At 42.2% G+C, this 27000-nt stretch carries 28 protein-coding genes; all 28 read left to right on the plus strand.

From position 1 onward, the window contains the following. Positions 1–139 precede the first annotated feature (139 nt). The 28 genes from C5695_RS07990 to dprA all read left to right on the plus strand — a co-directional run bounded on the left by C5695_RS07990 (position 140) and on the right by dprA (position 26999). Positions 140–502, plus strand: coding sequence for an Asp23/Gls24 family envelope stress response protein (locus C5695_RS07990; protein ID WP_117730270.1), 363 nt, complete (start codon positions 140–142; stop codon positions 500–502). A 15-nt stretch (positions 503–517) separates the two neighbouring features. Further along, positions 518–2191: a DAK2 domain-containing protein gene (locus C5695_RS07995; RefSeq protein ID WP_117730271.1), complete on the plus strand. Its 1674-nt coding sequence runs from the start codon at positions 518–520 to the stop codon at positions 2189–2191. A 150-nt stretch (positions 2192–2341) separates the two neighbouring features. Then, positions 2342–3004, plus strand: coding sequence for an L-serine ammonia-lyase, iron-sulfur-dependent subunit beta (sdaAB, locus tag C5695_RS08000; protein ID WP_117730272.1), 663 nt, complete (start codon positions 2342–2344; stop codon positions 3002–3004). Positions 3005–3024: 20 nt separating this feature from the next. Beyond that, positions 3025–3927, plus strand: coding sequence for an L-serine ammonia-lyase, iron-sulfur-dependent, subunit alpha (sdaAA, locus tag C5695_RS08005; RefSeq protein WP_117733049.1), 903 nt, complete (start codon positions 3025–3027; stop codon positions 3925–3927). Then, positions 3905–5953 (plus strand): ATP-dependent DNA helicase RecG, encoded by a 2049-nt coding sequence (recG, locus tag C5695_RS08010; RefSeq protein ID WP_117730273.1) that lies wholly within the window; start codon positions 3905–3907, stop codon positions 5951–5953. Before sdaAA ends, recG begins: the two co-directional genes overlap by 23 nt. Positions 5954–6065: 112 nt before the next feature. Continuing rightward, the gene (gene fapR / locus C5695_RS08015; protein WP_117730274.1) at positions 6066–6632 is read left to right on the plus strand and encodes a transcription factor FapR; all 567 of its coding nucleotides are present in this window, start codon (positions 6066–6068) and stop codon (positions 6630–6632) included. Positions 6633–6647: 15 nt separating this feature from the next. Beyond that, entirely contained in the window at positions 6648–7646 is a 999-nt protein-coding gene (gene plsX, locus C5695_RS08020) for a phosphate acyltransferase PlsX (RefSeq protein WP_117730275.1), read from the plus strand. Positions 7647–7661: 15 nt separating this feature from the next. Then, the gene (gene fabD / locus C5695_RS08025; RefSeq protein WP_117730276.1) at positions 7662–8606 is read left to right on the plus strand and encodes an ACP S-malonyltransferase; all 945 of its coding nucleotides are present in this window, start codon (positions 7662–7664) and stop codon (positions 8604–8606) included. Continuing rightward, positions 8606–9349: a 3-oxoacyl-[acyl-carrier-protein] reductase gene (fabG, locus tag C5695_RS08030; RefSeq protein WP_117730277.1), complete on the plus strand. Its 744-nt coding sequence runs from the start codon at positions 8606–8608 to the stop codon at positions 9347–9349. Before fabD ends, fabG begins: the two co-directional genes overlap by 1 nt. A gap of 81 nt (positions 9350–9430) precedes the next feature. Further along, entirely contained in the window at positions 9431–9664 is a 234-nt protein-coding gene (acpP, locus tag C5695_RS08035; RefSeq protein ID WP_003212028.1) for an acyl carrier protein, read from the plus strand. 184 nt (positions 9665–9848) lie between these two features. After that, positions 9849–10592: a ribonuclease III gene (rnc, locus tag C5695_RS08040; RefSeq protein WP_117730278.1), complete on the plus strand. Its 744-nt coding sequence runs from the start codon at positions 9849–9851 to the stop codon at positions 10590–10592. A 105-nt stretch (positions 10593–10697) separates the two neighbouring features. Then, the gene (gene smc / locus C5695_RS08045; RefSeq protein ID WP_117730279.1) at positions 10698–14258 is read left to right on the plus strand and encodes a chromosome segregation protein SMC; all 3561 of its coding nucleotides are present in this window, start codon (positions 10698–10700) and stop codon (positions 14256–14258) included. Positions 14259–14280: 22 nt separating this feature from the next. Then, on the plus strand, positions 14281–15267 hold the full coding sequence (ftsY, locus tag C5695_RS08050; RefSeq protein WP_117730280.1) for a signal recognition particle-docking protein FtsY: 987 nt from the start codon (positions 14281–14283) through the stop codon (positions 15265–15267). Between the two features lie 142 nt (positions 15268–15409). Then, positions 15410–15742, plus strand: coding sequence for a putative DNA-binding protein (locus tag C5695_RS08055; protein ID WP_012009935.1), 333 nt, complete (start codon positions 15410–15412; stop codon positions 15740–15742). A gap of 13 nt (positions 15743–15755) precedes the next feature. Beyond that, the gene (gene ffh, locus C5695_RS08060; protein ID WP_117730281.1) at positions 15756–17096 is read left to right on the plus strand and encodes a signal recognition particle protein; all 1341 of its coding nucleotides are present in this window, start codon (positions 15756–15758) and stop codon (positions 17094–17096) included. Between the two features lie 105 nt (positions 17097–17201). After that, on the plus strand, positions 17202–17474 hold the full coding sequence (gene rpsP / locus C5695_RS08065) for a 30S ribosomal protein S16 (RefSeq protein ID WP_003212139.1): 273 nt from the start codon (positions 17202–17204) through the stop codon (positions 17472–17474). Continuing rightward, positions 17474–17719 carry a KH domain-containing protein gene (locus C5695_RS08070; protein ID WP_117730282.1) on the plus strand — a complete coding sequence of 82 codons (246 nt, stop codon included), beginning with the start codon at positions 17474–17476 and terminating at the stop codon, positions 17717–17719. The genes rpsP and C5695_RS08070 overlap by 1 nt, the downstream gene beginning before the upstream one ends. A 103-nt stretch (positions 17720–17822) precedes the next feature. Continuing rightward, positions 17823–18209, plus strand: a complete 387-nt coding sequence (locus C5695_RS08075) for a YlqD family protein (protein WP_024424191.1) — start codon at positions 17823–17825, stop codon at positions 18207–18209. 8 nt (positions 18210–18217) lie between these two features. Next, positions 18218–18742, plus strand: a complete 525-nt coding sequence (rimM, locus tag C5695_RS08080; RefSeq protein ID WP_117730283.1) for a ribosome maturation factor RimM — start codon at positions 18218–18220, stop codon at positions 18740–18742. Beyond that, positions 18739–19473: a tRNA (guanosine(37)-N1)-methyltransferase TrmD gene (trmD, locus tag C5695_RS08085; protein WP_117730284.1), complete on the plus strand. Its 735-nt coding sequence runs from the start codon at positions 18739–18741 to the stop codon at positions 19471–19473. The genes rimM and trmD overlap by 4 nt, the downstream gene beginning before the upstream one ends. Positions 19474–19610: 137 nt before the next feature. Next, positions 19611–19958 carry a 50S ribosomal protein L19 gene (rplS, locus tag C5695_RS08090; protein ID WP_003212364.1) on the plus strand — a complete coding sequence of 116 codons (348 nt, stop codon included), beginning with the start codon at positions 19611–19613 and terminating at the stop codon, positions 19956–19958. 88 nt (positions 19959–20046) lie between these two features. Further along, the gene (ylqF, locus tag C5695_RS08095) at positions 20047–20895 is read left to right on the plus strand and encodes a ribosome biogenesis GTPase YlqF (RefSeq protein ID WP_117730285.1); all 849 of its coding nucleotides are present in this window, start codon (positions 20047–20049) and stop codon (positions 20893–20895) included. Positions 20896–20970: 75 nt separating this feature from the next. After that, positions 20971–21735, plus strand: a complete 765-nt coding sequence (locus tag C5695_RS08100; protein WP_117730286.1) for a ribonuclease HII — start codon at positions 20971–20973, stop codon at positions 21733–21735. Between the two features lie 27 nt (positions 21736–21762). Further along, a complete protein-coding gene (locus C5695_RS08105) occupies positions 21763–23499 on the plus strand; it encodes a glycosyltransferase (RefSeq protein ID WP_117730287.1) in 1737 nt (578 codons plus the stop codon). After that, on the plus strand, positions 23496–23771 hold the full coding sequence (locus tag C5695_RS08110) for a FlhB-like flagellar biosynthesis protein (RefSeq protein WP_003211418.1): 276 nt from the start codon (positions 23496–23498) through the stop codon (positions 23769–23771). Before C5695_RS08105 ends, C5695_RS08110 begins: the two co-directional genes overlap by 4 nt. A gap of 176 nt (positions 23772–23947) precedes the next feature. Continuing rightward, on the plus strand, positions 23948–25108 hold the full coding sequence (gene sucC / locus C5695_RS08115) for an ADP-forming succinate--CoA ligase subunit beta (protein WP_024426972.1): 1161 nt from the start codon (positions 23948–23950) through the stop codon (positions 25106–25108). Positions 25109–25130: 22 nt separating this feature from the next. Then, positions 25131–26033 carry a succinate--CoA ligase subunit alpha gene (gene sucD, locus C5695_RS08120; protein ID WP_003212080.1) on the plus strand — a complete coding sequence of 301 codons (903 nt, stop codon included), beginning with the start codon at positions 25131–25133 and terminating at the stop codon, positions 26031–26033. 63 nt (positions 26034–26096) lie between these two features. After that, positions 26097–26999 carry a DNA-processing protein DprA gene (gene dprA, locus C5695_RS08125; RefSeq protein WP_117730288.1) on the plus strand — a complete coding sequence of 301 codons (903 nt, stop codon included), beginning with the start codon at positions 26097–26099 and terminating at the stop codon, positions 26997–26999. Position 27000 lies beyond the last annotated feature (1 nt).

Here is a 27000-nt window from a genome sequence, read left to right on the forward strand (position 1 = left end):
ATACCTTGACATCTTGATAAAAAATCAAGGCTATAGTATAAGTAGGATTGGGTCGGATTGAATGATTTCTTTTAAAAAGAAGGGTCTTATAGTAAAATAGTGATAACTCAGGGCAATTTCTCAAAAAGGGGGAACCAATGTGTCCATTGAACTTAGAACGAAATACGGACAAATTGATATATCAAATGAAGTCATTGCAATGGTGGCAGGAGGCGCTGCGATCGATTGCTATGGTATTGTTGGCATGGCGTCCAAAAATCAAATCAAGGACGGCTTGACGGATATTCTCCGCAAAGAGAACTTCAGCCGGGGTGTTCTTGTGCGTCAAAAAGAAGACCGCATTCATATTGATATGTACATCATCGTCAGCTACGGTACAAAAATATCAGAAGTCGCACATAATGTTCAAACGAAAGTCAAATATACGATTCATCATACCATTGGACTTTCTGTTGATTCGGTCAACATCTATGTACAAGGAGTAAGAGTTACGAACCCGTAGTAAGGAGGAAATATATTGTCTATTAGAAATCTTGATGGCCGCTCATTTGCAAAAATGATTCTTGCAGGTGCTCACCATCTTTCTCAAAACGCACAAATTGTTGATGCGTTAAATGTTTTTCCAGTGCCAGACGGAGACACGGGGACAAATATGAATTTGTCGATGACTTCAGGGGCAAAAGCAGTTGAAGAAACCAATACCGATCATATTGGGAAGGTCGGCGTGGCCTTGTCAAAAGGGTTACTGATGGGCGCAAGAGGTAACTCAGGTGTCATCCTTTCACAGCTATTTAGAGGTTTCAGTAAACATATCGAACAAAAAGCAACAATCGATGCAAAGGAATTTGCCCTTGCCTTACAGGCGGGTGTTGATACAGCGTATAAAGCCGTGATGAAGCCGATTGAAGGAACCATTTTAACGGTTGCAAAGGATGCAGCAAAGAAAGCGGTTGCTGTTTCAGCAGCTGAACATGACATTGACCGTGTTCTTGAGTTAACGATTGAGGAAGCGAGAGCATCACTGGATCGAACGCCAGATCTGCTTCCTGTTTTAAAAGAAGTAGGTGTTGTCGATAGTGGAGGGAAAGGACTTCTATGTGTATATGAAGGTTTCCTTGCTTCATTAAGAGGAGAGGAGCTTCCTCAGAAAGCAGCCTCTTTGCCAACGTTAAAAGAACTCGTCAGTGCAGAGCATCATAAAAGTGCACAAAGCCATATGAACACTGAAGATATCGAATTTGGCTATTGTACGGAATTTATGGTGAAATTTGAAGAAGACAAACAGTCCTTTGAGGAGAATGCCTTCAGAGAAGACTTAAGCGAATTCGGAGATTCACTTCTAGTGGTATCTGATGATACGCTGGCGAAAGTTCATATTCATGCAGAGCAGCCAGGAGATGTCTTATCATATGCACAGCGCTACGGCAGCCTGATCAATATGAAAATTGAAAACATGAGAGAGCAGCATAGCTCTATTGTGAACGAAGAAAAAGGACACGCGCCCGCTACACCAAAGGCTTCTGCTGCTGAAAAACAGCGTTTTGGAGTAATCAGTGTCGCAATGGGAGAAGGAATTGCTGACTTGTTTAAAAGTATCGGAGCTTCCGTCGTCATTGAAGGTGGACAGACGATGAACCCGAGCACAGAAGACATTGTCACAGCAATTGAAAGCGTACATGCCGAAACCGTCTTTATCTTACCTAATAATTCTAATATTGTCATGGCAGCTAAACAGGCGGCAACTGTCTCAAATCGTGAGGTCGTTGTCATTCCGACGAAGACCGTACCACAAGGAATGTCGGCACTTCTTTCTCTCAATGAAGCCGCTTCAAATGAAGACAACGAAGCAGCGATGCTAGAAGCGATTGACCACGTGAAAAGCGGGCAAATTACCTTTGCAGTGAGAGATACCCAAATCGATGGCATCGACATTGCCAAAGGCGATTATATGGGTCTCTTTAACGGGAAAATCACCTTAACTGCGAAAAATCAATTAGATGCAGCAAAAGAACTTTTGACCAAAATGGTGACAGAAGATGATGAGATTGTCACGATCATTAAAGGGGAAGATGCATCATCTGATGAGATGGATGCGTTAGAAGCCTTTATTGAAGAAACATTTGAAGATGTAGAAATTGAAGTCCACGATGGAAAACAGCCGCTTTATTCATATATTTTGGCTGTGGAATAACGAAAGAAGGGCGAATAAAGCCCTTCTTCTTCTTTTGCAATTTTTTACAAGGGAATCATCGGTGAAATGAGTTGCGGGAAACGAATGAATCCAGTAGTCTAAAGGAAGAACGAAACCAATATGTGAGTGGTTTATGAGAGGGGAAGACCTATGAAATTTAGAAGTGTGTTTGATATTATTGGACCCGTCATGATTGGTCCATCAAGTTCGCACACAGCGGGTGCGGCTCGTATAGGGAGAGTGGCTCGCAGTTTATTTGGAAGAGAACCGAAGCGAATTGTGGTTTCATTTTATGGCTCTTTTAAAGATACGTATAAAGGACACGGTACAGATGTTGCCATTATCGGCGGTGTTCTTGACTTTGATACATTTGATGAACGAATCAAAACAGCGATTGATATTGCAAAAAGCAAAGGGATTGACATTGAATTTAGAGAAGAAGATGCGGTGCCGGCGCATCCGAATACAGCGAAGGTAGAGATATCTGATGCCAATGGGAAGCTTGAATTAATTGGGATTTCCATCGGCGGGGGTAAAATTGAAATCACTGAACTGAATGGTTTTGAGCTTAGACTTTCAGGAAATCATCCTGCCATTCTTGTTGTTCATAACGATCGCTACGGCACGATTGCGGCAGTCGCCAATGTGTTAGCGAAATTCGCCATTAATATCGGTCATATGGAAGTGGCGCGTAAAGAGGTCGGGCAAGAGGCTCTGATGACGATCGAAGTGGATCAAAATATTGACCCAGCTGTCCTAGTAGAGCTTGAAACGCTTCCAAACATTATTCAAGTCACACAAATTGCAGAGTAACAACAAGGAGGTTATGAATGATGTTTAAAAACGTCAAAGAACTCGTGCAGCTAACAGAAGAACGGAATACCTCCATTTCAGACATAATGATCGAGCAAGAAATGGAAGTGACAGGGAAGTCACGTGAAGATATTTTCACCCAGATGTACCGCAACCTAGAAGTGATGGAGCAGGCCGTAGAAAACGGACTAAAAGGTGTGAAATCATTATCGGGTTTAACAGGCGGAGATGCGGTTAAACTTCAAGCGTATATCGCATCAGGCAAAACATTGTCTGGTCATACGATTTTAGATGCTGTCAGTAAGGCGGTTGCAACAAATGAAGTCAATGCCGCAATGGGAACGATTTGTGCAACACCTACAGCAGGCTCAGCAGGCGTTGTACCAGGTACGTTATTTGCAGTAAAAGAAACATTAAAGCCAACAAAGGAACAAATGGTCAGATTCCTATTCACCTCTGGCGCATTTGGTTTTGTTGTCGCGAATAATGCGAGCATCTCTGGTGCAGCAGGCGGCTGTCAAGCAGAGGTAGGTTCAGCATCAGGTATGGCAGCAGCGGCGATTGTCGAAATGGCAGGCGGTACACCTCAGCAATCTGCTGAAGCAATGGCGATTACACTGAAAAATATGCTTGGACTTGTTTGCGACCCAGTCGCTGGACTAGTTGAGGTACCTTGCGTAAAACGAAACGCGATGGGGGCATCAAATGCGATGATTGCAGCGGATATGGCACTTGCCGGCATCACAAGTCGAATTCCATGTGATGAAGTGATTGATGCGATGTACAAAATCGGTCAAACCATGCCAACGGCGCTTCGTGAAACAGCACAAGGCGGACTTGCTGCCACACCGACAGCAAGAGAGCTTGAAAAGAAGATTTTCGGAGGTGTGACCTCATCTCGTGATACAGAAACTGCAAGATAACGTCTCAGTCCTCAAAGGGATTGGAGAAGAAACCGAAAAAACACTCAATGAACTTGGGATCTACACAGTAGCCGATTTACTTGGCTACTTTCCTTATCGATATGACGACTATGAGCTTCGCAATTTAGAAGAAGTGAAGCATGACGAACGTGTCACAGTTGAAGGAAAAGTGCACAGTGAGCCCGTCCTCACCTATTATGGAAAAAAACGAAGCAGGCTGACATTCAGGCTGCTTGTCGGGCGTTTTCTTATTACGGCGATTTGCTTCAATCGTCCATATTTGAAACGAAGTCTTGTTTTAGGCGATACGGTGTCTGTCACAGGGAAATGGGATAAAAACCGTCAATCGATCATGGTGCAGGAATTTAAAAAAGGGACGCACGAGCAAGATGGCAGTATAGAGCCAGTTTATTCTGTTAAAGAAAATGTAACCGTGAAGATGATGAGGCGTTTTGTCAAACAAGCCTTGTCACTTTATGTAGATAAAGCTGAAGATCCACTGCCAAAGCAGCTTGCCGTAGCCTATAAACTCATGTCCTATCAGGAAGCATTAAAAACCATTCACCTGCCAGAAACGAGAGAATCGCTCAAGCAAGCAAGGCGCCGCTTTGTATACGAGGAATTCCTTATCTTTCAGCTGAAAATGCAGGCCATTAGAAAGAAAGAACGAGAAAAAACATCAGGCATCCAGCATCCGTTTTCCAAAGAGGGTGTTTTTGAGTTTGTTCAAAGCCTGCCATTTCCACTGACGAAGGCACAATCAAGAGTGCTTGATGAAATCATGTCCGACATGGCGTCCCCGTACCGGATGAACCGTCTGCTCCAAGGGGATGTTGGCTCTGGGAAAACAGCTGTTGCAGCCATTGCGCTATATGCCGCTCATTTATCCGGCTATCAAGGTGCATTAATGGTGCCAACAGAGATTTTGGCAGAACAGCATGCAGATTCACTTTACCAGCTGTTTGAAAAGTGGGGGCTAAATATTGCCCTTCTAACAAGCTCTGTAAAAGGAAAGCGCCGCAGAGAATTGCTGGAGCGTCTAAAAGAGGGCGAGATTGACATATTAGTCGGCACGCATGCGCTGATTCAAGACGAAGTCGAATTTCAGCAGCTCGGTCTTGTCATCACAGATGAGCAGCACCGGTTTGGCGTAGAACAAAGAAAAAAACTGAGAAGTAAAGGGCAGGACCCAGATGTGTTGTTTATGACTGCCACGCCTATACCGAGAACACTTGCGATTACTGTCTTTGGAGAAATGGACGTTTCCGTCATTGATGAATTACCAGCCGGCAGAAAACAAATCGAAACGTATTGGGTCAAGCATGACATGCTTGAGAGAATTCTTGCATTTGTGGATAAAGAGCTGAAAAAAGGGAGACAGGCGTATATTATTTGTCCGCTTATAGAAGAATCAGACAAGCTGGATGTGCAAAATGCGATCGATGTCCATAGCATGCTGACAGAGGCATACCGTGGTAAGTGGTCGATCGGCTTAATGCACGGGAAGCTTGCGAGTGATGAAAAAGATCAGGTGATGAGAGACTTCACCGCAAATGAAGTTCAAATTCTCGTTTCAACCACAGTCGTTGAAGTTGGTGTCAATGTGCCGAATGCGACCATCATGGTCATATACGATGCAGACCGCTTCGGACTGTCTCAGCTTCATCAGCTCAGAGGCCGGGTTGGACGCGGAGAGCATCAATCATTCTGTATTTTAATGGCGGATCCAAAATCAGAAACCGGGAAAGAGCGGATGCGGATCATGTCAGAAACAACCGATGGCTTTGAGCTGTCTGAAAAGGACTTAGAACTAAGAGGGCCGGGTGATTTCTTCGGTAAAAAACAAAGCGGAATGCCTGAATTTAAGGTAGCAGATATGGTTCATGACTATAGAGCACTCGAAACAGCTAGGAAAGATGCGGCAGAACTAGTGCAATCGGACGCATTTTGGACAGATCCTGAATACAAAGAACTTCGGCAAACGCTGGTAGACAGCGGGGTGCTGGGCGGAGATAAATTAAGCTGATCAAGCACTGGTGGAATTTTCTTGTCTTTTTGAAACAAGGATTGATTTATCATCTATGAGATTATATACTACTATTAGTACCTAGTCATAAATGTACGGATGGTGTCTGCATATGAAACTAAATAAAAAAGAACGTCAAAGGCTTCTCCAGCAAACGATCAGCTCGACTCCGTTCATTACTGATGAAGAATTGGCAAGTAAATTCGGTGTAAGCATTCAAACGGTTCGTCTTGATCGTTTGGAGCTGTCGATCCCTGAATTACGCGAAAGAATTAAGCATGTGGCCGAAAAGACATTAGAGGATGAAGTGAAGTCACTTCCGCTGGATGAGGTCATTGGAGAAATGATTGATGTAGAGCTTGATGACCAAGCCATTTCCATTTTAGAAGTGAGAAAAGAACACGTATTTAGCCGAAACCAAATTGCCAGGGGGCATCATCTCTTCGCCCAGGCAAATTCGCTGGCAGTTGCTGTCATCGACGATGAACTGGCGCTAACAGCAAAAGCGAATATTCGATTTACAAGGCAGGTTAAACAAGGCGAACGAGTCGTCTCTAAAGCCAAAGTAGCTTCACATGACATAGAAAAAGGCAGAACCGTAGTTGAAGTAAACAGCTATGTCGGTGAGGAAGTTGTCTTCTCAGGTGACTTCGTCATGTATCGCTCAAAACAAAAGTAAAAGGTGGCACGTAATATGAGAATTGCAGTCGATGCAATGGGGGGAGACCATGCCCCTAAAGCCATTATTGACGGTGTGCAAAAAAGCTTAACAGCATTTTCAGATATCGAGATTACACTTGTCGGCGATGAAAATAAAATGAAACCTTACATAACAAACAACGACCGCATCAAGATTTTAGATGCAAAAGAAGTCATTGAACCGACAGATGAACCAGTACGTGCAGTTAGACGTAAAAAAGATTCATCAATGGTAAAAATGGCGCAGGAAGTATCCGAGGGACGAGCACATGCCTGCATCTCAGCAGGAAATACTGGCGCTCTCATGACAGCAGGACTGTTTATCGTCGGCAGAATTGATGGCATTGACAGACCGGCACTTGCTCCTACGCTTCCAACTCTTGATGGCAGCGGGTTTTTATTACTGGATGTCGGCGCAAACGTTGATGCCAAACCAGAACACCTTGTGCAATATGCCATGATGGGATCAATCTATGCAGAGCGTGTCTTTCCAAAAAGCAATCCACGCATTGGACTGTTAAATGTTGGAACAGAAGATAAAAAAGGCAACGATCTAACGAAAAAAACCTTTGAATTATTAAAAGCATCAGAATTGAATTTTGTAGGAAATGTCGAGTCTCGTGATTTATTAGAAGGTGTAGCTGATGTTGTGGTTACAGATGGTTTCACAGGAAATATCGCTTTAAAAACGATTGAAGGTACAGCTCTGTCTGTATTTAAAATGCTGAAAGAAACATTAACATCAAGCTTCACAGCGAAAATAGCAGCAGGCATGATGAAGCCGAAATTGATGCAGATGAAGTCTAAAATGGATTACTCCGAATATGGCGGTGCTGCTTTATTTGGTTTAAAGGCACCTGTCATTAAAGCGCATGGTTCCTCTGATGAAAACGCTATTTTTCATGCCATTCGTCAAGCACGTGATATCGTAGAAAAAGACGTTTCAGCCATTATTCAACAAGAAGTCCAAAAAGAAACCACGAACGAGTCTTAATGGAGGTAGAGCAGCATGACTAAAATTGCATTTTTATTCCCTGGCCAAGGCTCTCAAAAAATTGGCATGGGAAAAGATTTATTTGATCAAGAAGCAGTATCTAAAGCTGTATTTGAAGAAGCAGACAAGACCCTCGGTTTTGACTTATCTTCTATGATTTTTGAAGGAGATGCAGAAGAACTGACGCTCACTTATAACGCACAGCCAGCTCTTTTAACGACAAGTATCGCCATCTTAAAGAGATTTGAAGAGAGCGGAATCAAAGCAGATTACGCAGCAGGGCATAGTCTTGGTGAATATACAGCCCTCGTTGCAGCAGGTGCACTTTCATTTCAAGATGCTGTTTATGCAGTAAGAAAGCGCGGCGAATTAATGAATGAAGCTGTTCCAGCAGGAGAAGGTGCCATGGCAGCGATTCTTGGCTTAGATCAAGCGGCACTTGTAGAAGTGACAAAGGAAGTGACAGAGAGCGGTCATCTTGTCGAACTTGCGAACTTAAACTGTCCTGGTCAAATCGTCATCTCTGGTACAGCAAAAGGTGTCGAACTCGCTTCAGAGAAAGCGAAAGAAAAAGGCGCAAAACGTGCAATTGCTCTTGAAGTAAGCGGACCCTTCCATTCTGCCTTAATGAAACCAGCCGCAGAAAAATTCACAGATGTTTTGTCAAAGCTAGACATTACGGATGCCAAAACACCGGTGATCTCAAATGTCACAGCAGACATCGTCACATCTCGTGATGCTATTGAGACAAAACTCATTGAACAATTGTATTCTCCTGTTCGATTTGAAGAAAGTGTGGAACGCCTCATTGATTTAGGCGTGACAACGTTTATTGAAATTGGTCCTGGCAAAGTGCTTTCAGGTCTTGTGAAAAAGGTCAATCGCCGCCTGACAACCATTTCCGTTTCAGATCAGGAAACAATTGAAGCAGCAATTCAAACACTCAAGGGGGATTCTTGATGCTTACAAATAAAACAGCCGTTGTAACAGGGGCATCACGCGGGATTGGCCGCTCTATTGCGATCGATTTAGCAAAAAGTGGTGCAAATGTTGTCGTGAACTATTCTGGAAATGAAGCAAAAGCAAATGAAGTTGTAGACGAAATCAAAGCACTTGGTCAGCAAGCATTTGCCGTTAAAGCAGATGTTTCAAATGCTGAAGAAGTACAAGCATTGATGAAACAAGCAATTGATACCTTTGGTTCAATTGACATCCTTGTCAATAATGCAGGAATCACAAAGGACAACCTACTCATGAGAATGAAAGAAAATGAATGGGATGATGTCATTAACATAAACTTAAAAGGGGTCTTTAACTGTACAAAAGCCGTGACACGTCAAATGATGAAGCAGCGCAGCGGAAGAATCATCAACTTGGCTTCAGTAGTTGGCGTATGTGGAAACCCTGGACAAGCTAACTATGTTGCAGCAAAAGCTGGTGTGATCGGGTTAACGAAAACAACAGCAAAAGAGCTGGCAACTCGTCATATTACAGTCAATGCAGTAGCACCAGGCTTTATTTCAACAGATATGACAGACAAGCTTGATGAGAATGTACAGACTGAAATGCTTAAGCAAATCCCGCTCGCACGCTTTGGTGCACCTGAAGATATTAGCAACGTCGTTGTCTTTTTAGCTTCAGAAGGAGCAGGCTATATTACAGGTCAAACCATCCAAGTCGATGGTGGAATGGTCATGTCCTAAGAAATATCAAAATTTCATTACGTTTTCTCTAGTTTTTTAAAAACGAATCAACTATAATACTTTGAGGGGAGGTGAAAGGCAATGGCAGACGTATTAGAGCGTGTATCAAAAATTATTGTAGACCGCCTTGGCGTTGATGAGGCTGACGTGAAAATGGAAGCTTCATTTAAAGAAGATTTAGGCGCTGATTCCCTTGATGTAGTTGAGCTAGTTATGGAACTTGAAGATGAGTTCGATATGGAAATTTCTGACGAAGATGCTGAAAAAATTGCAACAGTCGGTGACGCTGTGAACTACATAAATAGCCAGCAATAAGCGTAACAAAGTCCCGTCTATTTTCATGACGGGACTTTCAAAATTTATGTTAGTTTCAACACATTCAGCTGATCAATTGTCAGCCTTTTTCAGATGCTAAGGAGCAATGTTTCCTTGCATGTAGAAAGAGAGACTCCATATAATCAGTATCCTTAAAGGCGATTAAGCCTACCTGGAGGTTGCTATGCCAAAACATTATAAAGACAAACAGAAACAGAGCAAAAAACTAGAGCAATTTAGAGAATTCCAGCAGCGCATATCAGTACACTTTCAAAATGAAAAACTTCTATATCAAGCTTTTACGCATTCCTCTTATGTAAATGAACACCGGAAAAAGCCATACGAGGATAATGAAAGACTTGAATTTCTAGGAGATGCTGTTTTAGAATTGACAATCTCTCAATTTTTATTTGCGAAATACCCAGCGATGAGTGAGGGAGATTTAACGAAACTGAGAGCGGCAATCGTGTGTGAACCGTCACTTGTGTCACTGGCACATGAGCTGTCCTTCGGTGAACTTGTTCTTTTAGGAAAAGGCGAAGAAATGACAGGCGGGAGAAAACGGCCAGCCCTTTTAGCAGACGTATTCGAGGCGTTTATTGGCGCACTTTATTTAGATCAGGGACTTGAGCCAGTGGAACGATTCCTAGAAGCCTATGTCTATCCGAAAATTAACGATGGTGCATTCTCGCATGTCATGGACTTTAAGAGCCAGCTGCAAGAATTCGTTCAGCGCGATGGAAAAGGTGTACTAGAATACCGCATCTTGCATGAAAAAGGACCTGCGCATAACCGGGAATTTGAAGCGAATGTATCCCTTCGCGGCGAAGTGCTCGGAATTGGAAATGGCCGCTCTAAAAAAGAAGCAGAACAGCATGCTGCACAGGAAGCACTTGCTAAATTGCAGAAACATCATATGAACCAATAAAATCCCCCTCGTCATTCAGGGGGATTTCACTCTGTTTTCCATCATCTTTTTTCACTTCATATGGTAAGATGATAGTACTTTAAATACATAAGGAGGATCACTCTCATGTTCCTCAAACGTTTAGACGTGATAGGATTCAAATCGTTTGCACAGCGAGTGACCGTGGACTTTGTCAAAGGGGTCACAGCTGTTGTTGGACCAAACGGAAGCGGCAAAAGTAATATTACCGATGCCATCCGCTGGGTACTTGGAGAACAATCAGCAAAAAGCCTCCGCGGAGGAAAAATGGAAGACATCATTTTTGCAGGAAGCGACTCAAGAAAAAGAGTCAATCTAGCAGAGGTGACTTTAACATTAGATAACGAAGATCACTTTTTACCGATCGATTTTCACGAAGTCAGTGTGACGAGAAGAGTCTATCGTTCAGGAGACAGTGAATTTCTCATAAACAATCAATCTGTCCGCTTAAAAGATATTATTGATCTTTTCATGGACTCAGGTCTTGGTAAAGAAGCTTTTTCGATTATCAGCCAAGGAAAGGTAGAGGAAATTCTATCAAGTAAGGCCGAAGAGAGAAGAAGCATCTTTGAAGAAGCAGCTGGTGTTTTGAAATATAAAACAAGAAAGAAAAAAGCCGAAAATAAACTGTTTGAAACGCAGGACAACTTAAACCGAGTAGAAGATATTCTGCATGAACTAGAAGATCAAGTAGAACCATTAAGAATGCAGGCATCGATTGCAAAGGACTATTTACAAAAAAAAGAGGAGCTTGAAAATGTCGAAATTGCCCTCACTGTCCATGACATCGAAGCACTTCATGAAAAATGGACTACACTTGGTGAAGCTGTCGAGCGCTTCAAACAAGATGAAATGAAGCAATCTACAGACATTCAAGCAAAAGAAGCCAAAATTGAAGAGTCGAGAGACCGCATTCAAGCGCTTGACGAATCTATTAATGACCTGCAAGAAGTTCTTCTTTTCACAAGTGAAGAATTAGAAAAGCTTGAAGGGAAAAAAGAAGTTCTAAAAGAACGGAAAAAAAATGCAGCCGCAAACCAAGGGCAGCTAGAAGAAACGCTCGTTCGCTTAACTGAAAAACAGGCGCAGTTAACCGAAAAGATTGAGCAGCAGAAAATGACGAGGGACAGCCTGCAAAAAGAAGTGCAGCAGCTAAAAGATGAAGTGAAAACAAAGCAGCATCAACTGTCGCTTCATAGTGAAGATGTGGAAGGTCAAATTGAACAGCTGAAAAGCGATTATTTTGATCTGCTCAATGAACAGGCTTCTGTCCGCAATGAACGTAAATTACTAGAAGAACAGCAGCGCCAAGCGGCCATGCAGCTGGATCGGCTCACGCAAAACAACCAAAAACACATTGAAGAACGTGTATCTGTCAAAGAGAAGAAAACAGAGGCGGAGCAGCAGCTTTCCGCACTAGAAGAAGACATTCTCTCTCAGGTCAAGCGCTTTAGAGAAGCGGAGCAAAAGCTTGAGCAAATGAAACGTCAATACGAGAAAAAAGAAACGGCTCTTTATCAAGCCTACCAATATGTCCAGCAGGCAAAATCAAAAAAAGAAATGCTTGAATCCATGCAGGAAGACTTCTCAGGCTTTTTCCAAGGCGTGAAAGAGGTCTTAAAGGCTAAAGAGCGATTAGGCGGTATTCACGGTGCCATTGCAGAGCTGATTCAAACAGATCAGCAGCATGAGACAGCGATTGAAATCGCACTAGGCGCAGCGACGCAGCACGTGGTCACAGAAAATGAAGCCGCAGCGCGACAAGCAATCGGCTATTTAAAGCAGCATTCCTTTGGACGTGCGACCTTCCTGCCAATGAACGTGATCAAAGAAAGAACCATCCAGCATAGAGACGTTCAAACAGCTGAGCAGCATCATGCATTTATTGGTGTTGCGAGTCACCTTGTCTCCTTTGATGAAAAGTATCAAAAGGTCATTCAGAACTTGCTTGGCACGGTCCTTATCGTGAGAGACTTAAAAGGCGCCAATGAACTGGCAAAAATGCTTGGACACAGGTATCGCATCGTGACCCTTGATGGAGATGTCGTGAACCCCGGCGGTTCCATGACGGGAGGGGGAGTAAAGAAAAAGAACAACTCTCTTCTTTCAAGAAATCGAGAAATTGAAACATTAACAAAGCAGCTCGTTGAAATGGAAGAAAAAACAACGATCCTTGAAAAAGAAACAAAAGAAACGAAGCAATGGATTGCGGCAAACGAAAGCCAATTAAACGAACTGCGCCAGCGCGGTGAAACGCTTCGAGAAAAACAGCAAGAGCTCAAAGGAAAGCTTTACGAACTGCAAGTAGCGGAAAAAAATATTAATGCTCATCTTGAACTCTATGATCAAGAAAAAGAAGAATTGCAGCAGCGTTCTACTGAACTTACAGATAAGGACAAAAAGCAGGCATCTCTTGAAATTTCTATAGGGGAGAAGCTCACTACACTTGATCAAGAAATCAATACATTAACAAAGCGGAAGCAGACACAAAGCTCAACGAAAGAAACCATTTCTGCCGACTTAACAGAGCTGAAAATCTCGCTTGCCAAAAAAGAGCAGTCCTTAGCGAATGAACAAGAAAAGCTTTCGAGCTTAATGGTGGAATTAGAAGAGGCTGAACAAACGCTGATGGAAACAAAAGAAGACCTGTCCCTTTTAACAAGTGAAATGACGTCTAGCTCAAGCGGTGCAGAACAGCTGGAAGAAGCGGCGAAAGAGAAGCTCGAAAACAAAAACAAAACAACCGCACTCATTTCTGAGCGGCGTAAACAGCGTCTGTCCCTTTCTGAAACATTAGAATTTTCTGAGCGTGAACTGAAAGAACAAAAGCGTCTTTACAAACAGCTCACCACCAGCTTAAAAGATGAAGAGATTAAGCTTGGCCGTATGGAGGTTGAGCTCGACAACCTCATCGCTTATTTGAACGAAGAGTATGCTCTTTCGTTTGAAGGGGCAAAAGAGATGTATCACCTGACATTGTCACCAGATGAAGCAAGAAAACGAGTGAAGCTGATTAAGCTAGCCATTGAAGAGCTGGGAACGGTGAACTTAGGCAGCATTGACGAGTATGAGCGAGTGAATGAACGCTATCTCTTCTTAACAGAACAACGAAATGATTTGACAGAAGCAAAAAATACATTATTTCAAGTCATCGAAGAAATGGATCAAGAAATGACAAAGCGTTTCTCTGAAACATTCTCGCAAATCCGCGGGCATTTTGAATCGGTTTTCCAAGCATTATTTGGCGGCGGAAGAGCAGACCTTAAGCTAACAGATCCAAATGATTTACTAAACTCTGGCGTTGATATTGTCGCGCAGCCGCCAGGGAAAAAACTGCAAAACTTAAGCCTGCTTTCCGGCGGAGAGAGAGCCTTAACTGCGATCGCTTTACTATTCTCTATTTTAAAAGTGAGACCTGTTCCATTCTGCGTGTTAGACGAGGTTGAAGCGGCGCTTGATGAAGCAAATGTCTTCCGCTTTGCGCAATATTTAAAGAAATACAGCCAAGAAACACAATTCATTGTCATTACGCACCGCAAAGGAACAATGGAAGAAGCAGATGTCCTCTACGGTGTGACAATGCAGGAGTCAGGTGTTTCTAAGCTTGTATCGGTCAAACTAGAAGAAACGAAAGAGCTTGTCCAGTAATGATAAGGAGGTTTTTGAACCAATGAGCTTTTTTAAGAAATTAAAAGAAAAATTTACGCAGCAAACCGATTCCGTATCAGAAAAATTTAAAGACGGTCTTGAAAAAACGAGAAACTCCTTTCAAGGAAGAGTAAATGAACTGATTTCTCGCTACCGCAAAGTCGATGAAGACTTTTTTGAAGAATTAGAAGAGGTTCTAATCGGTGCTGATGTCGGTTTCACAACGGTAATGGAACTGATTGATGAGCTGAAAAAAGAAGTGAAATTAAGAAACATTCAAGACCCAAATGAAGTACAAGCGGTCATCTCTGAAAAGCTGGTTGACATCTACAATAGCGGAGAGGAACAAATCTCTGCGCTAAATATTGAAGAAGGCCGGTTAAATATCATTTTATTTGTAGGCGTCAATGGCGTTGGAAAAACAACGACTATCGGTAAACTTGCACATAAGCTGAAAAATGAAGGGAAATCCGTCATTTTAGCAGCAGGTGATACGTTCCGTGCCGGTGCCATTGAGCAACTGGAAGTATGGGGCGAGCGTTCAGGTGTCCCTGTTGTCAAACAGACGGCAGGCTCTGACCCAGCAGCGGTGATCTATGATGCCGTTCAATCTGCAAAAGCAAAAAATGCGGATGTTCTCATCTGTGATACAGCAGGAAGACTGCAAAACAAAGTCAACTTGATGAAAGAATTAGAGAAGGTCAAGAGAGTCATTGAACGCGAAGTTCCAGATGCACCACACGAAGTGCTGCTCGCTCTTGATGCTACAACGGGGCAAAATGCGATGGCGCAGGCGAAGGAATTTTCTAAAGCGACAAATGTGACAGGAATAGCTTTAACAAAGCTTGATGGTACTGCAAAAGGTGGGATTGTTCTTGCGATTCGAAATGAACTGAACATCCCTGTGAAGCTTGTCGGTTTAGGTGAAAAGGTTGACGATCTGCAAGAGTTCGATGCAGAATCGTATGTGTATGGATTATTCTCAGACGTGATTGATCAACAAGACTAACAAAAATGCCGGCAAAAACTGCTGGCATTTTTATTTATACGCCGCTTCATGAAGTGACAAGATAAAAACTTGACACACAGAAGAGAACCGTGTAAACTTAGTTGATGTAAAGGGAATGAACTTAACAAAGGGGAGAGAGCCCATGACGCTTGAAAAAACAACGAGAATGAACTACTTGTTTGATTTCTATCAATCGTTGTTAACCGCAAAGCAGAAAAGCTACATGTCGCTTTACTACCTAGACGATTTTTCCCTCGGTGAAATTGCGGATGAATATGAAGTATCAAGACAGGCTGTTTATGATAATATTAAACGGACTGAAGCGATGCTTGAACAATATGAAGAAAAGCTGCTCTTGTTTAAGAAATTTAAAGAGCGTAAAGAACTTCTCAAAAAAATGAGAGAGCTTGTAGCAGATTCCGCGCAGACGGAAGAAGCAGAAGCTTTAATTGAATCGCTTGAGAAATTAGATTAGGAGGCGGCACAGTATGGCATTTGAAGGATTAGCCGACCGACTGCAGCAGACGATTTCAAAAATCCGCGGCAAAGGAAAAGTGTCAGAGCAAGATGTAAAAGAAATGATGCGCGAGGTACGCCTTGCCCTTCTTGAAGCTGACGTCAATTTTAAAGTAGTCAAAGACTTTGTGAAAAAAGTAAGTGAGCGGGCAGTTGGACAAGAGGTCATGAAAAGCCTTACCCCTGGACAACAGGTCATTAAAGTTGTAAAAGAAGAACTCACTGAACTAATGGGCGGGGAAGAGAGTAAAATCGCTGTAGCGAAAAAATCTCCGACCGTCATTATGATGGTTGGTCTTCAAGGGGCAGGTAAAACCACGACAACTGGGAAGCTTGCCAATTTACTTCGCAAAAAACATAATCGTAAGCCGATGATGGTGGCAGCAGATATTTACAGACCAGCAGCGATCCAGCAGCTTCAAACGCTTGGGAAACAGCTTGATATGCCTGTCTTTTCATTAGGTGATCAAGTGAGCCCTGTCGAGATTGCCAAACAGGCAATTGAAAAAGCGAAAGAAGAACACCATGATTATGTCATTTTAGATACAGCAGGACGCCTTCATATTGATGAAGATTTGATGGATGAACTTCAGAAAGTAAAAGAAGTAGCGAGTCCAGAAGAGATTTTCCTTGTTGTTGACTCTATGACAGGTCAAGATGCGGTCAATGTCGCAAAAAGCTTTAATGAACAGCTTGGTTTAACAGGTGTCGTTCTCACAAAACTAGACGGTGATACACGAGGCGGGGCAGCACTTTCCATTCGAGCTGTTACCAATACGCCGATTAAATACGCCGCACTAGGAGAAAAGCTTGATGCGATTGAACCATTCCACCCAGAACGGATGGCATCAAGAATTCTTGGCATGGGAGATGTGCTGACACTGATTGAAAAAGCACAGGCGAACGTCGACCAAGATAAAGCGAAAGAGCTTGAACAAAAAATGCGGACGATGAGCTTTACGCTCGATGATTTCCTCGAGCAGCTTGGCCAAGTTCGGAACATGGGTCCACTTGAGGATTTGATCCAAATGATGCCGGGAGCCGGTAAAATGAAAGGGCTCAAAAACGTTCAAGTAGACGAAAAACAGCTCAATCACATCGAAGCGATCATTAAATCAATGACGACCGAAGAAAAAGAACAGCCAGAGGTCATCAATGCAAGCCGAAGAAAACGGATTGCAAAAGGAAGTGGAACATCTGTACAGGAAGTCAATCGCCTTTTAAAGCAATTTGACGAAATGAAAAAGATGATGAAGCAAATGACCAACATGTCCAAAGGAAAGAAAAAAGGCTTTAAATTACCATTTATGTAATTGGTTATACATGATAAAACCGTTGTTAAGAAAAAACACTTTACAAACCCTTTTATCATTGTTAATATACTATCTTGTTGAAATATTTTCGGAGGTGCTAGTAAAATGGCAGTAAAAATTCGTTTAAAACGTATGGGATCAAAAAGATCTCCTTTCTATCGTATTGTTGTAGCAGATTCTCGTTCACCACGTGACGGTCGTTTCATTGAAACAGTTGGAACTTACAACCCAGTGTTATCACCAGCTGAGGTGAAAATCAACGAAGAATTAGCGCTTAAATGGCTTCAAAATGGTGCGAAACCATCTGATACAGTTCGCAACCTTTTCTCAAGCCAAGGAATTCTTGAAAAATTTCATAATGCGAAAAACAGCAAATAATGAATGAGCTGTCCTTGGAAGAATTGATTGTGTCCATCGTCGAGCCACTTGTTGATTTCCCTGAAGATATTCACGTATCTTCATTAGAAAAAGATGAGCAAGTGATTTACACTCTGTCTGTTCATGCTGAAGATACCGGAAAAGTGATCGGAAAGCAGGGACGTACAGCAAAAGCGATACGAACAGTCATGTTTGCAGCAAGTGCAGAGTCTTCTAAGAAAGTTCAACTTGAGATTGCTGACTAAAAAGGGAGAGGGCTTAGGACCTCCCCTTTTTTTACACGTTTAAATCTATTTTTCGTTATACTGTAGAGGACAAATGCCTTCGGATAGGGGGACAAAAAGGAAGATGCAGATCATTCAACATGTCACCGTCATGCAAGTATTAACTGAAAGCAGTAAGGACAAACTGTTAACGACTTTTTTGGAGAAAAAAGAAAGACTAGAACGTGAATGCAATCAACTATATTTTCAACTCAAAAAACATGAAAAAGAACCACATCAGCAAGAAGCCATCCCTCAATTTCAAAAAGCTATCGATAAAAGGCAAGAGAAGATTAGGCAGATTGATTTTCAAGTAGAGCAGCTGCATATTTTGCCGCTTGGAAGTGAAATGAAAGAAACAGAAGTGGATGCATTGGTTGAAGTGAAAATAGGTGATAAATGGGATGACAAGATGCAAGATAATGTCATCGTCGTGAAAGACGGCACCATTGTGGAAATACGTCAGGGGTGATTGAGAACATGGAGCAAGAATGGTTGAATGTTGGAAAGATTGTCAATACACACGGAGTGCGCGGAGAAGTACGCGTCGTGTCGAAGACAGATTTCCCAGAAGAGCGTTACAAAAAAGGAAGCGTCCTCTATATATTTAAACAAAGCCAAGGGGAGCCGCTGAAAGTGACTGTCGCATCACATCGGCAGCACAAACAGTTTGATTTACTCACCTTTGAGGAAATCAACTCATTAAATGAAGCAGAGCCGCTGAAAGAATCAATTTTAAAAGTAGAAAAAGAACATCTCGGGTCATTGGGCGAAGGTGAATTCTATTTCCATCAAATCATTGGCTGTGAAGTATACGATGAAGAGGATCAGCTTGTCGGCAAAATCAAAGAAATTTTAACACCAGGGGCAAATGATGTCTGGGTCATTGGGAGAAAAGGTAAAAAAGATGCTCTGATTCCTTACATTCCTTCTGTCGTTAAAAAAATCGATATCTCATCCAAAATCGTACACATTGAAGTAATGGAAGGACTCATTGAAGAATGAAAATTGACTTCTTAACGCTTTTTCCTGAAATGTTCGAAGGTGTGCTTCACTCATCGATCTTAAAAAAGGCACAGGAGAAAGAAGCTGTCTCATTCAATGTCGTCAATTTTAGAGAGTATTCGGATCATAAGCATAAAACAGTGGATGACTATCCGTATGGCGGTGGTGCAGGTATGGTACTGAAAGCACAGCCCGTATTTGATGCGGTAGAAGATTTGACGAAGAAAGCAAAGAAGAAGCCCCGAGTCATTCTTGTCTGTCCTCAAGGGGAAAGATATACACAAAAGAAGGCAGAGGAACTTGCAAAAGAAGAACACCTTATGTTCATTTGCGGTCATTATGAAGGCTACGATGAGCGCATCAGGGAGCATCTTGTCACAGATGAAATCTCAATCGGGGATTTCGTTCTCACAGGCGGAGAGCTGCCAGCGATGATGATTGCAGACAGTGTGGTCAGGCTTTTGCCTCATGTGCTTGGAAAAGAAGCGTCTCACATTGAAGATTCATTTAGTACAGGTCTGCTAGAGCACCCGCACTATACAAGACCAGCCGACTATAAAGGACTAAAAGTACCGGATGTGCTCCTCTCTGGAAACCATGCCAAAATTGAAGAATGGCGGCGCAAAGAATCCTTGAAGCGAACCTATACAAGACGGCCAGATTTGATTGATTCTTGCAAAACGTTAACAGAAGAAGAAAAAAGATGGCTTTGGCAGCTTCATAATGACTAGATTGTATTGCACACGGCATAGAGGTATGGTATGATACTACTTGTGACTTGGACGGCTTGCCGATTCAAGTTTGAAAACGATGTTCCGCTGCAATGAAGAAAGAGGACATGAGCATCTGTTGGAAGGAGTTGAAAACGATGCAACATTTGATTGAAGAAATCACAAAAGAACAATTACGCACTGATCTTCCTGCGTTCCGTCCTGGTGACACTTTACGTGTACACGTTAAAGTTGTCGAGGGTACTCGTGAGCGTATCCAGATCTTTGAAGGTGTTGTAATTAAGCGTCGTGGTGGTGGAATCAGCGAAACTTTCACAGTTCGTAAGATTTCTTACGGTGTAGGCGTTGAGCGTACATTCCCTGTACACACACCAAAAATCGCTAACATCGAAGTTGTACGTCACGGTAAGGTACGTCGTGCGAAACTTTACTACCTACGTGAACTTCGCGGTAAAGCGGCTCGTATCAAAGAAATCAGACGATAATGATATCAAAGGAAAGAGCTTGTTACCTGTAACAGGCTCTTTTTTTGTACAATGTATAGAGATAATCGATAGAAGAGAAGGTGCACATATGACGATTCAATGGTTTCCAGGCCATATGGCAAAAGCAAGACGTGAAGTCACAGAAAAATTAAAGCTCATCGACATCGTATTTGAATTAACCGATGCAAGAATTCCGATGTCCTCTAGAAACCCAATGATCGAAGAAATCCTTCAGAATAAACCGAAAATCATGCTCTTAAACAAAGCAGATAAAGCTGATCCTCGTATGACAAAGGAGTGGCAGACACACTTTGAGAACCAAGGTGTTCGGTCACTTGCCATTAATTCTGTCGATGGACAAGGGTTAAATCAAATCATCACAACTTCAAAAGAAATCTTAAAAGAAAAATTTGATCGTATGAAAGCAAAAGGGGTCAAACCGCGGGCAATTCGTGCGCTGATTATCGGCATTCCCAACGTCGGAAAATCGACCTTAATCAATCGTTTAGCGAAAAAGAACATTGCCAAAACAGGAGACAGGCCTGGTATTACCACTTCACAGCAATGGGTGAAGGTTGGGAAAGAACTGGAGCTGCTCGATACCCCTGGAATCCTCTGGCCGAAGTTTGAAGATGAACAAGTAGGACTGAGGCTTGCGGTGACTGGAGCGATCAAGGATTCTATCATCAACCTGCAGGATGTTGCTGTGTATGCACTTCGTTTTCTTGAAGAGAACTATCCAGAGCGATTAAAAAAACGTTATGATCTAGCGGAGATTCCTGAAGATACGGTTGAGCTGTTTGATGCCATTGGTACAAAGCGTGGCTGCCTCATGAGCGGTGGCTTTATTAATTACGACAAAACCACTGAAATTATTATTCGGGATATTCGAACAGAAAAATTTGGTCCCCTCACTTTTGAGAAGCCTGAAAGCTAAAAGACACGCAGCTCATGCGGGTCTTTATTTTTTGCTAGAAACTGCCGATATAAAGAAGGAGGCTGCGAAAAGCTGATGTTCACAGTGAAAGAAATAAAAGAACTCATAGAAAAACATTCACACGACGAGTCGTATATTTGTGAGCTTGTAAAAGATGATACGAGAAAAAGCGTCCAAAAACTGATAGAAAAGTGGCACAAAGAGAGAGAAAAGCAGCAGCAACTTCGTGAAGCTTGGAATGAAATGCTGCATTTTGAAAACAAGGTAAAGGCGCAAGGGTACTCATGTATTGCTGGCATAGATGAAGCAGGACGAGGACCTCTGGCAGGCCCCGTTGTCGCAGCAGCTGTCATATTAAAGGAAGACACAGTCCTGCTCGGTTTAAACGACTCAAAGCAATTATCTGAGAAAAAAAGATTGGCTTATTATGACCTGATTCAAAAAGAAGCACTTGATATCGGAATTGGCATTGTTGATGCGGCTACGATTGACGAAATCAATATATACGAAGCATCAAGGCTGGCGATGGTGAGAGCTGTGGAGCAGTTAACTCATACACCTGATTATCTACTCATAGATGCCATGACGCTCCCGCTTCCTATTCACCAGGAGAATATCATTAAAGGAGATGCAAAAAGTGCATCCATCGCAGCAGGTGCATGTATTGCAAAGGTGACAAGGGATCAGATGATGGAAGAGTACGGGCGTAAGTATCCTGAGTATCAATTTGAAAAGCATAAAGGCTACGGAACGAAAGAGCACCTAGCTGCCATTCAAACTCATGGTCCTGTTCCAATCCATCGATTATCGTTTGCACCAGTGAAATCCGTTAAATCATAAATTTTTGACCTAAGGAGGCTGCCTGTGATGACAAGAGTGGAGGACATACATACAGCACTAAATAGCCGGTTAAGTGCGGCAGAATCTGTTCCATTAAACGCCGAAGGAAAGGAAAATGTCCATCGGCTGATTCTTGGTAAAGTACTGAAAATGCTTGGAGACGATACAGCCCTTGTGCAAATAGGCTCAACAAAAATAAAAGCACAGCTAGCGGCTCAGCTTAAAGCAGACGCATTTTATTGGTTCCAATTTGAACAAGAGGGTGGAGGCAGCCTCAATAAATTAAGACCCGTACAACAATTTGATCAAGACCCTAAGACATTAAAGGATGCAGCTGCCAAACTATTAGAAGGTCTCTCACTTAAAAGCGGACTTGAAAACATCCTAACGGCTACAGCTTTTTTAAAAGAAAAATCTGTTATCAACGAAGCCGAGTTAAAAACAGCAGTGAAATGGATCGAACAGTTTCAAGGAGCTGATGTGAAAAAAGGGCTTCAAGCACTTTTGTTTGCTTTAAAGAAAGACTTACCGATCCAGCAAGGGGTGCTTCAAGCCATTTTAGCCGTGAAATCATCCTCTGCCCTTCATCAAGATATGACGGCGCTGCTAGAACGATTAACACAGCTGCCGAAGCACTCAGACGCCACACAGGCCCTTACACAAGCCGTCAGATCCGTCATAGATGCTGAGACAACCGTCCATGCGGAAAAGCTCTTATCGGTCCTTCTAGCAGCGAGGGAAGGAGGGACGAAGCAAGAAGGCAGTATATCTGGAACCTCGCAGCCCACTCTGCCTGAGTCAAAAGGAAACAGCCAAGCTCCAATTCTTCAGGAGCGTCAGGCGGCACAAGTTCTTCAGTCTAACGTGCAGCAATCCACAAGTCCAAAAGAACTGCAAATCCCGCTTCAGCAAATCGAACGAATACTCACAAATTTGACGAAGCAAGGCGCAGATGGGCAGCAGGAGCCCAACTTAAAACAGCTCACGTCCTTGTTGCAAAGGTTTCAGCAGGCAGGATCTCAGCCTGACGCAAAAGCATCCGTGCTTCAAAAAGAATTTCCTTTTCTGTCAAAAACAGAGGCGAAAGCATTGGATCAGGTGATGCAGCAAACTGAACCAACATTGAGCAATAAAACCGATGTGCTCGATTTACTCATGACGATGAAAAAGGCCATAGGTGTACGTGATGAGATCGGTATGATGAAACTGCTTGAAAAGGGCAGTCAGGATGTAAAAAGTCAGGAGTTACACCAATTAAAGCTTGTCTTGAATGATGCGAGGCAGGCCGATTTACCAGAGCCCGTCAAAAAAGAAGTGGATCAATTGTTTCATCGATTGAACGGGCAGTTATTTGTGCAGCAGGAGAATCAAACCGTCAGTCAAATGATGGTCTCTTATCCTCTCTTTTCCAAACATAGTGTGCAAGATTTAACCTTTATTCTAAAAGGACATAAGAAGAAAGATGGCTCTATTGACATTTCTCAGTGTCGTCTTATGTTTTATTTAAACATGGAAAACCTCGAAGAAACATTAATCGACTGTACGATTCAGCAAAAGGTCATGTCAATTACAGTTGAAACAGGTCATGAACTTCAAGGAACCATTAATCCAATGATTCCAGCTGTTCGAGAGAATTTAAATGCCCTAGGATACAGTTTAACGGGAATTACAGCAAAGAAGAGACAAGAGCCTGTAGATCCGTCTCACTTTTTAGATGAACATTTTCATAAAATCAGCGAGAAAGGGCTGGACTTACGAGTATGAAGGATTCAAAACCGCTTAGAAGAGCGGTCGCTCTACATTACGATGAAGAAAAACAAAAGGCGCCAAAAGTCGTTGCAACAGGGAGCGGCTATGTGGCGGATCATATTATTGAAGAAGCAAAAAAATCGGGGGTCCCTATTCAAGAAGACCGTAATTTAGTCGAACTCATGCGCCACTTAACGCTTGATGAGGAGATCCCTGAAGCGTTATACGATACTGTAGCAGAAATATTTTCGTTTATCTATAGATTAGATCAAAAAATGAAAAAATAAGGCAAAAAAAGTGATTTGACTGAAAAATTTATATTTTTAATAAAATAAAAGTTTGAATGTTTAGAAGGATTTTGCGATTTTACATAGAACCCTAGACATTCTCTTTTTTATTCTTTAAAATGAAAGCGCAGTCTATTTTATAATTTTTGGTTCTACATATGTTGGGAGGATGGGAAATGAATATCCATGAGTACCAAGGAAAAGAAATCCTAAGAAAATATGGGGTTTCAGTTCCAAATGGTAAAGTAGCATTTACACCTGATGAAGCAGTGAAAGCATCAGAAGAGCTAGGAAGCTCTGTGTATGTCGTAAAAGCACAAATTCATGCAGGCGGCCGTGGTAAAGCAGGTGGGGTAAAAATTGCAAAAACGAAAGATGAAGTGAAAGGGTTTGCAGAGGAATTGCTCGGCAAGACACTTGTCACACATCAAACTGGTCCTGAGGGGCGCGAAATAAAACGCTTACTTATTGAAGAAGGCTGCGATATCCAAAAAGAGTACTATGTTGGACTTGTTTTGGACAGAGCAACATCAAGAATTGTGTTGATGGCTTCTGAAGAAGGCGGTACTGAAATTGAAGAAGTAGCTGAAAAAACGCCGGAAAAAATCGTCAAAGTGGTCATCGACCCAGCGATTGGCTTGCAAGGCTATCAAGCAAGAGAAGTAGCGTTTAAAATTAATATTCCAACAAAATTAGTTGGCCAAGCTGTTAAGTTTATGACAAGTCTTTACAATGCGTTCATTGAAAAAGATTGTTCAATTGCTGAGATTAATCCTCTTGTTGTAACAGGCGATGGAAAAGTCATGGCACTTGATGCAAAATTAAACTTTGACAGCAATGCCTTATATAGACAAAAAGATATATTAGAATACCGTGACCTTGATGAAGAGGATCCAAAAGAAATTGAAGCATCTAAATATGATCTAAGCTACATTTCTCTAGATGGAAATATTGGCTGTATGGTCAATGGTGCAGGTCTTGCGATGTCTACAATGGATATCATCAAGCATTACGGCGGTGACCCTGCAAACTTCCTTGATGTTGGCGGCGGTGCAACAGCTGAAAAAGTAACGGAAGCATTCAAAATCATCTTATCTGATCAAAATGTAAAAGGGATTTTCGTGAACATTTTTGGCGGCATTATGAAATGTGATGTCATTGCAGAAGGTGTCGTTGAAGCGACAAAACAAGTCGGCTTAACATTACCGCTCGTTGTACGTCTTGAAGGAACAAACGTTGAATTAGGGAAGAAAATCCTGAGTGATTCAGGCTTAAATATCACTTCTGCTGAGTCTATGGCTGACGGAGCAGAAAAGATTGTATCTTTAGTCAAGTAGAGCAGAAAGGCAGGGAACCTAAATGAGTGTATTTATTAATAAAAATACGAGAGTAATTGTTCAGGGGATTACCGGTTCAACCGCATTGTTCCATACAAAACAAATGATTGAGTACGGAACAAATATTGTTGGCGGAGTCACTCCTGGAAAAGGTGGAACTGAAGTAGAAGGAGTTCCTGTATTTAATACTGTATCTGAAGCTGTTCAAACAACTGGCGCAAATGCTTCTGTTATCTATGTACCAGCACCATTTGCAGCAGATGCCATTTTAGAGGCTGTCGATGCAGAAGTTGATCTAGTCATTTGTATCACAGAGCACATTCCAGTGCTTGACATGGTCAAAGTGAAACGGTATATGGAAGGGAAAAAGACAAGACTTGTTGGCCCTAACTGCCCAGGTGTTATTACACCTGAAGAATGTAAGATTGGGATTATGCCCGGCTACATTCATAAAAAAGGTCATGTGGGTGTTGTTTCTCGTTCTGGAACGCTTACATATGAAGCGGTACATCAGCTCTCAGAAGCTGGCGTTGGTCAATCGACTGCTGTAGGAATCGGCGGAGATCCTGTAAATGGGACGAACTTTATTGATGTGTTAAAAGCATTCAATGAAGACCCTGATACACATGCTGTCATTATGATCGGTGAAATCGGTGGTACAGCTGAAGAAGAAGCAGCTGAATGGGTAAAAGCAAATATGACAAAGCCAGTTGTTGGCTTTATTGGCGGTAAAACAGCACCTCCTGGAAAACGCATGGGACATGCTGGTGCCATCATTTCTGGTGGTAAAGGAACAGCTGATGAAAAAGTAAAAACAATGCGTGAATGTGGAATTGAAGTGGCAGAGACACCATCTGTCATGGGAGAAACATTAATTAAAGTGTTAAAAGAGAAAAATCTCTTCGAAGCTTGTAAAACGCATTAATGACACAAGAAGACTTGTTCTTTGACAAGTCTTCTTCTTTCTATCTTAAACTGGAGGAATGGTATGTACAACGTGTCCGAAAGAATGATTTTTCACCGCTTAAAAGGCCTCATCTCACCCTCTTTGTTAACAAAATGGTGGAAAGTCGATCCTAAGCTATATATAAATGAAGAAACACATCATTTCAAACAGGATCGATCATTACAAAAGATCGACTTTACCCGCTTAAAACAAGCCGAAAAAAATGAATTCCCCATTTTTCAACACATCGTTCAAGCCTATTTAAAGCAAAACATTCATATGATTCCCATCACATCACCCTTATATCCCAGCATACTAAAACATATTTATGATCCTCCCCCTGTGTTATTCCTAAAAGGAAACGTATCATATTTAAATGAAGAAAAAAGTTTAGGTGTAGTAGGCACACGAGTTCCATCATCTTATGGAGAAGCATGTGTGAAGAAAATTGTTGGTGAGCTTGTACAGGAAGATTGGATGATTGTGAGTGGCTTAGCAAAAGGAATTGATGGACTTGCACATAAAGAGTGCATAAGACATAAAGGGAAAACCATCGGTATTATAGCAGGCGGCTTTCAGCACTTATACCCAAAGGAACATGTGCAAATGGCTGAATACATGGGCGAGCATCATTTGCTTTTATCCGAGCATCCGCCTTATGTCAAACCAGAAAAATGGCATTTTCCAATGAGAAATCGTTTAATTAGTGCTCTGACAAGAGGAACCATTGTGATACAGTGCAAAGAAAAGAGCGGTTCGCTCATTACAGCCTATCAAGCACTTGAGCAAGGAAAAGAGGTATTTGCGGTTGCCGGTTCTATCTTTGATTCTAATTCCACAGGTCCAGCTAGACTTATCCAGCAGGGAGCGAAGCTTGTTCATTCAACGAAGGATATTTTAGAGGAATTCTCCTTCCATAGTGTTCAATATACTGAACCCTTATAAA

Origin of the sequence: Bacillus pumilus, assembly GCF_003431975.1 — a bacterium.
Lineage (GTDB): Bacteria > Bacillota > Bacilli > Bacillales > Bacillaceae > Bacillus > Bacillus pumilus_N.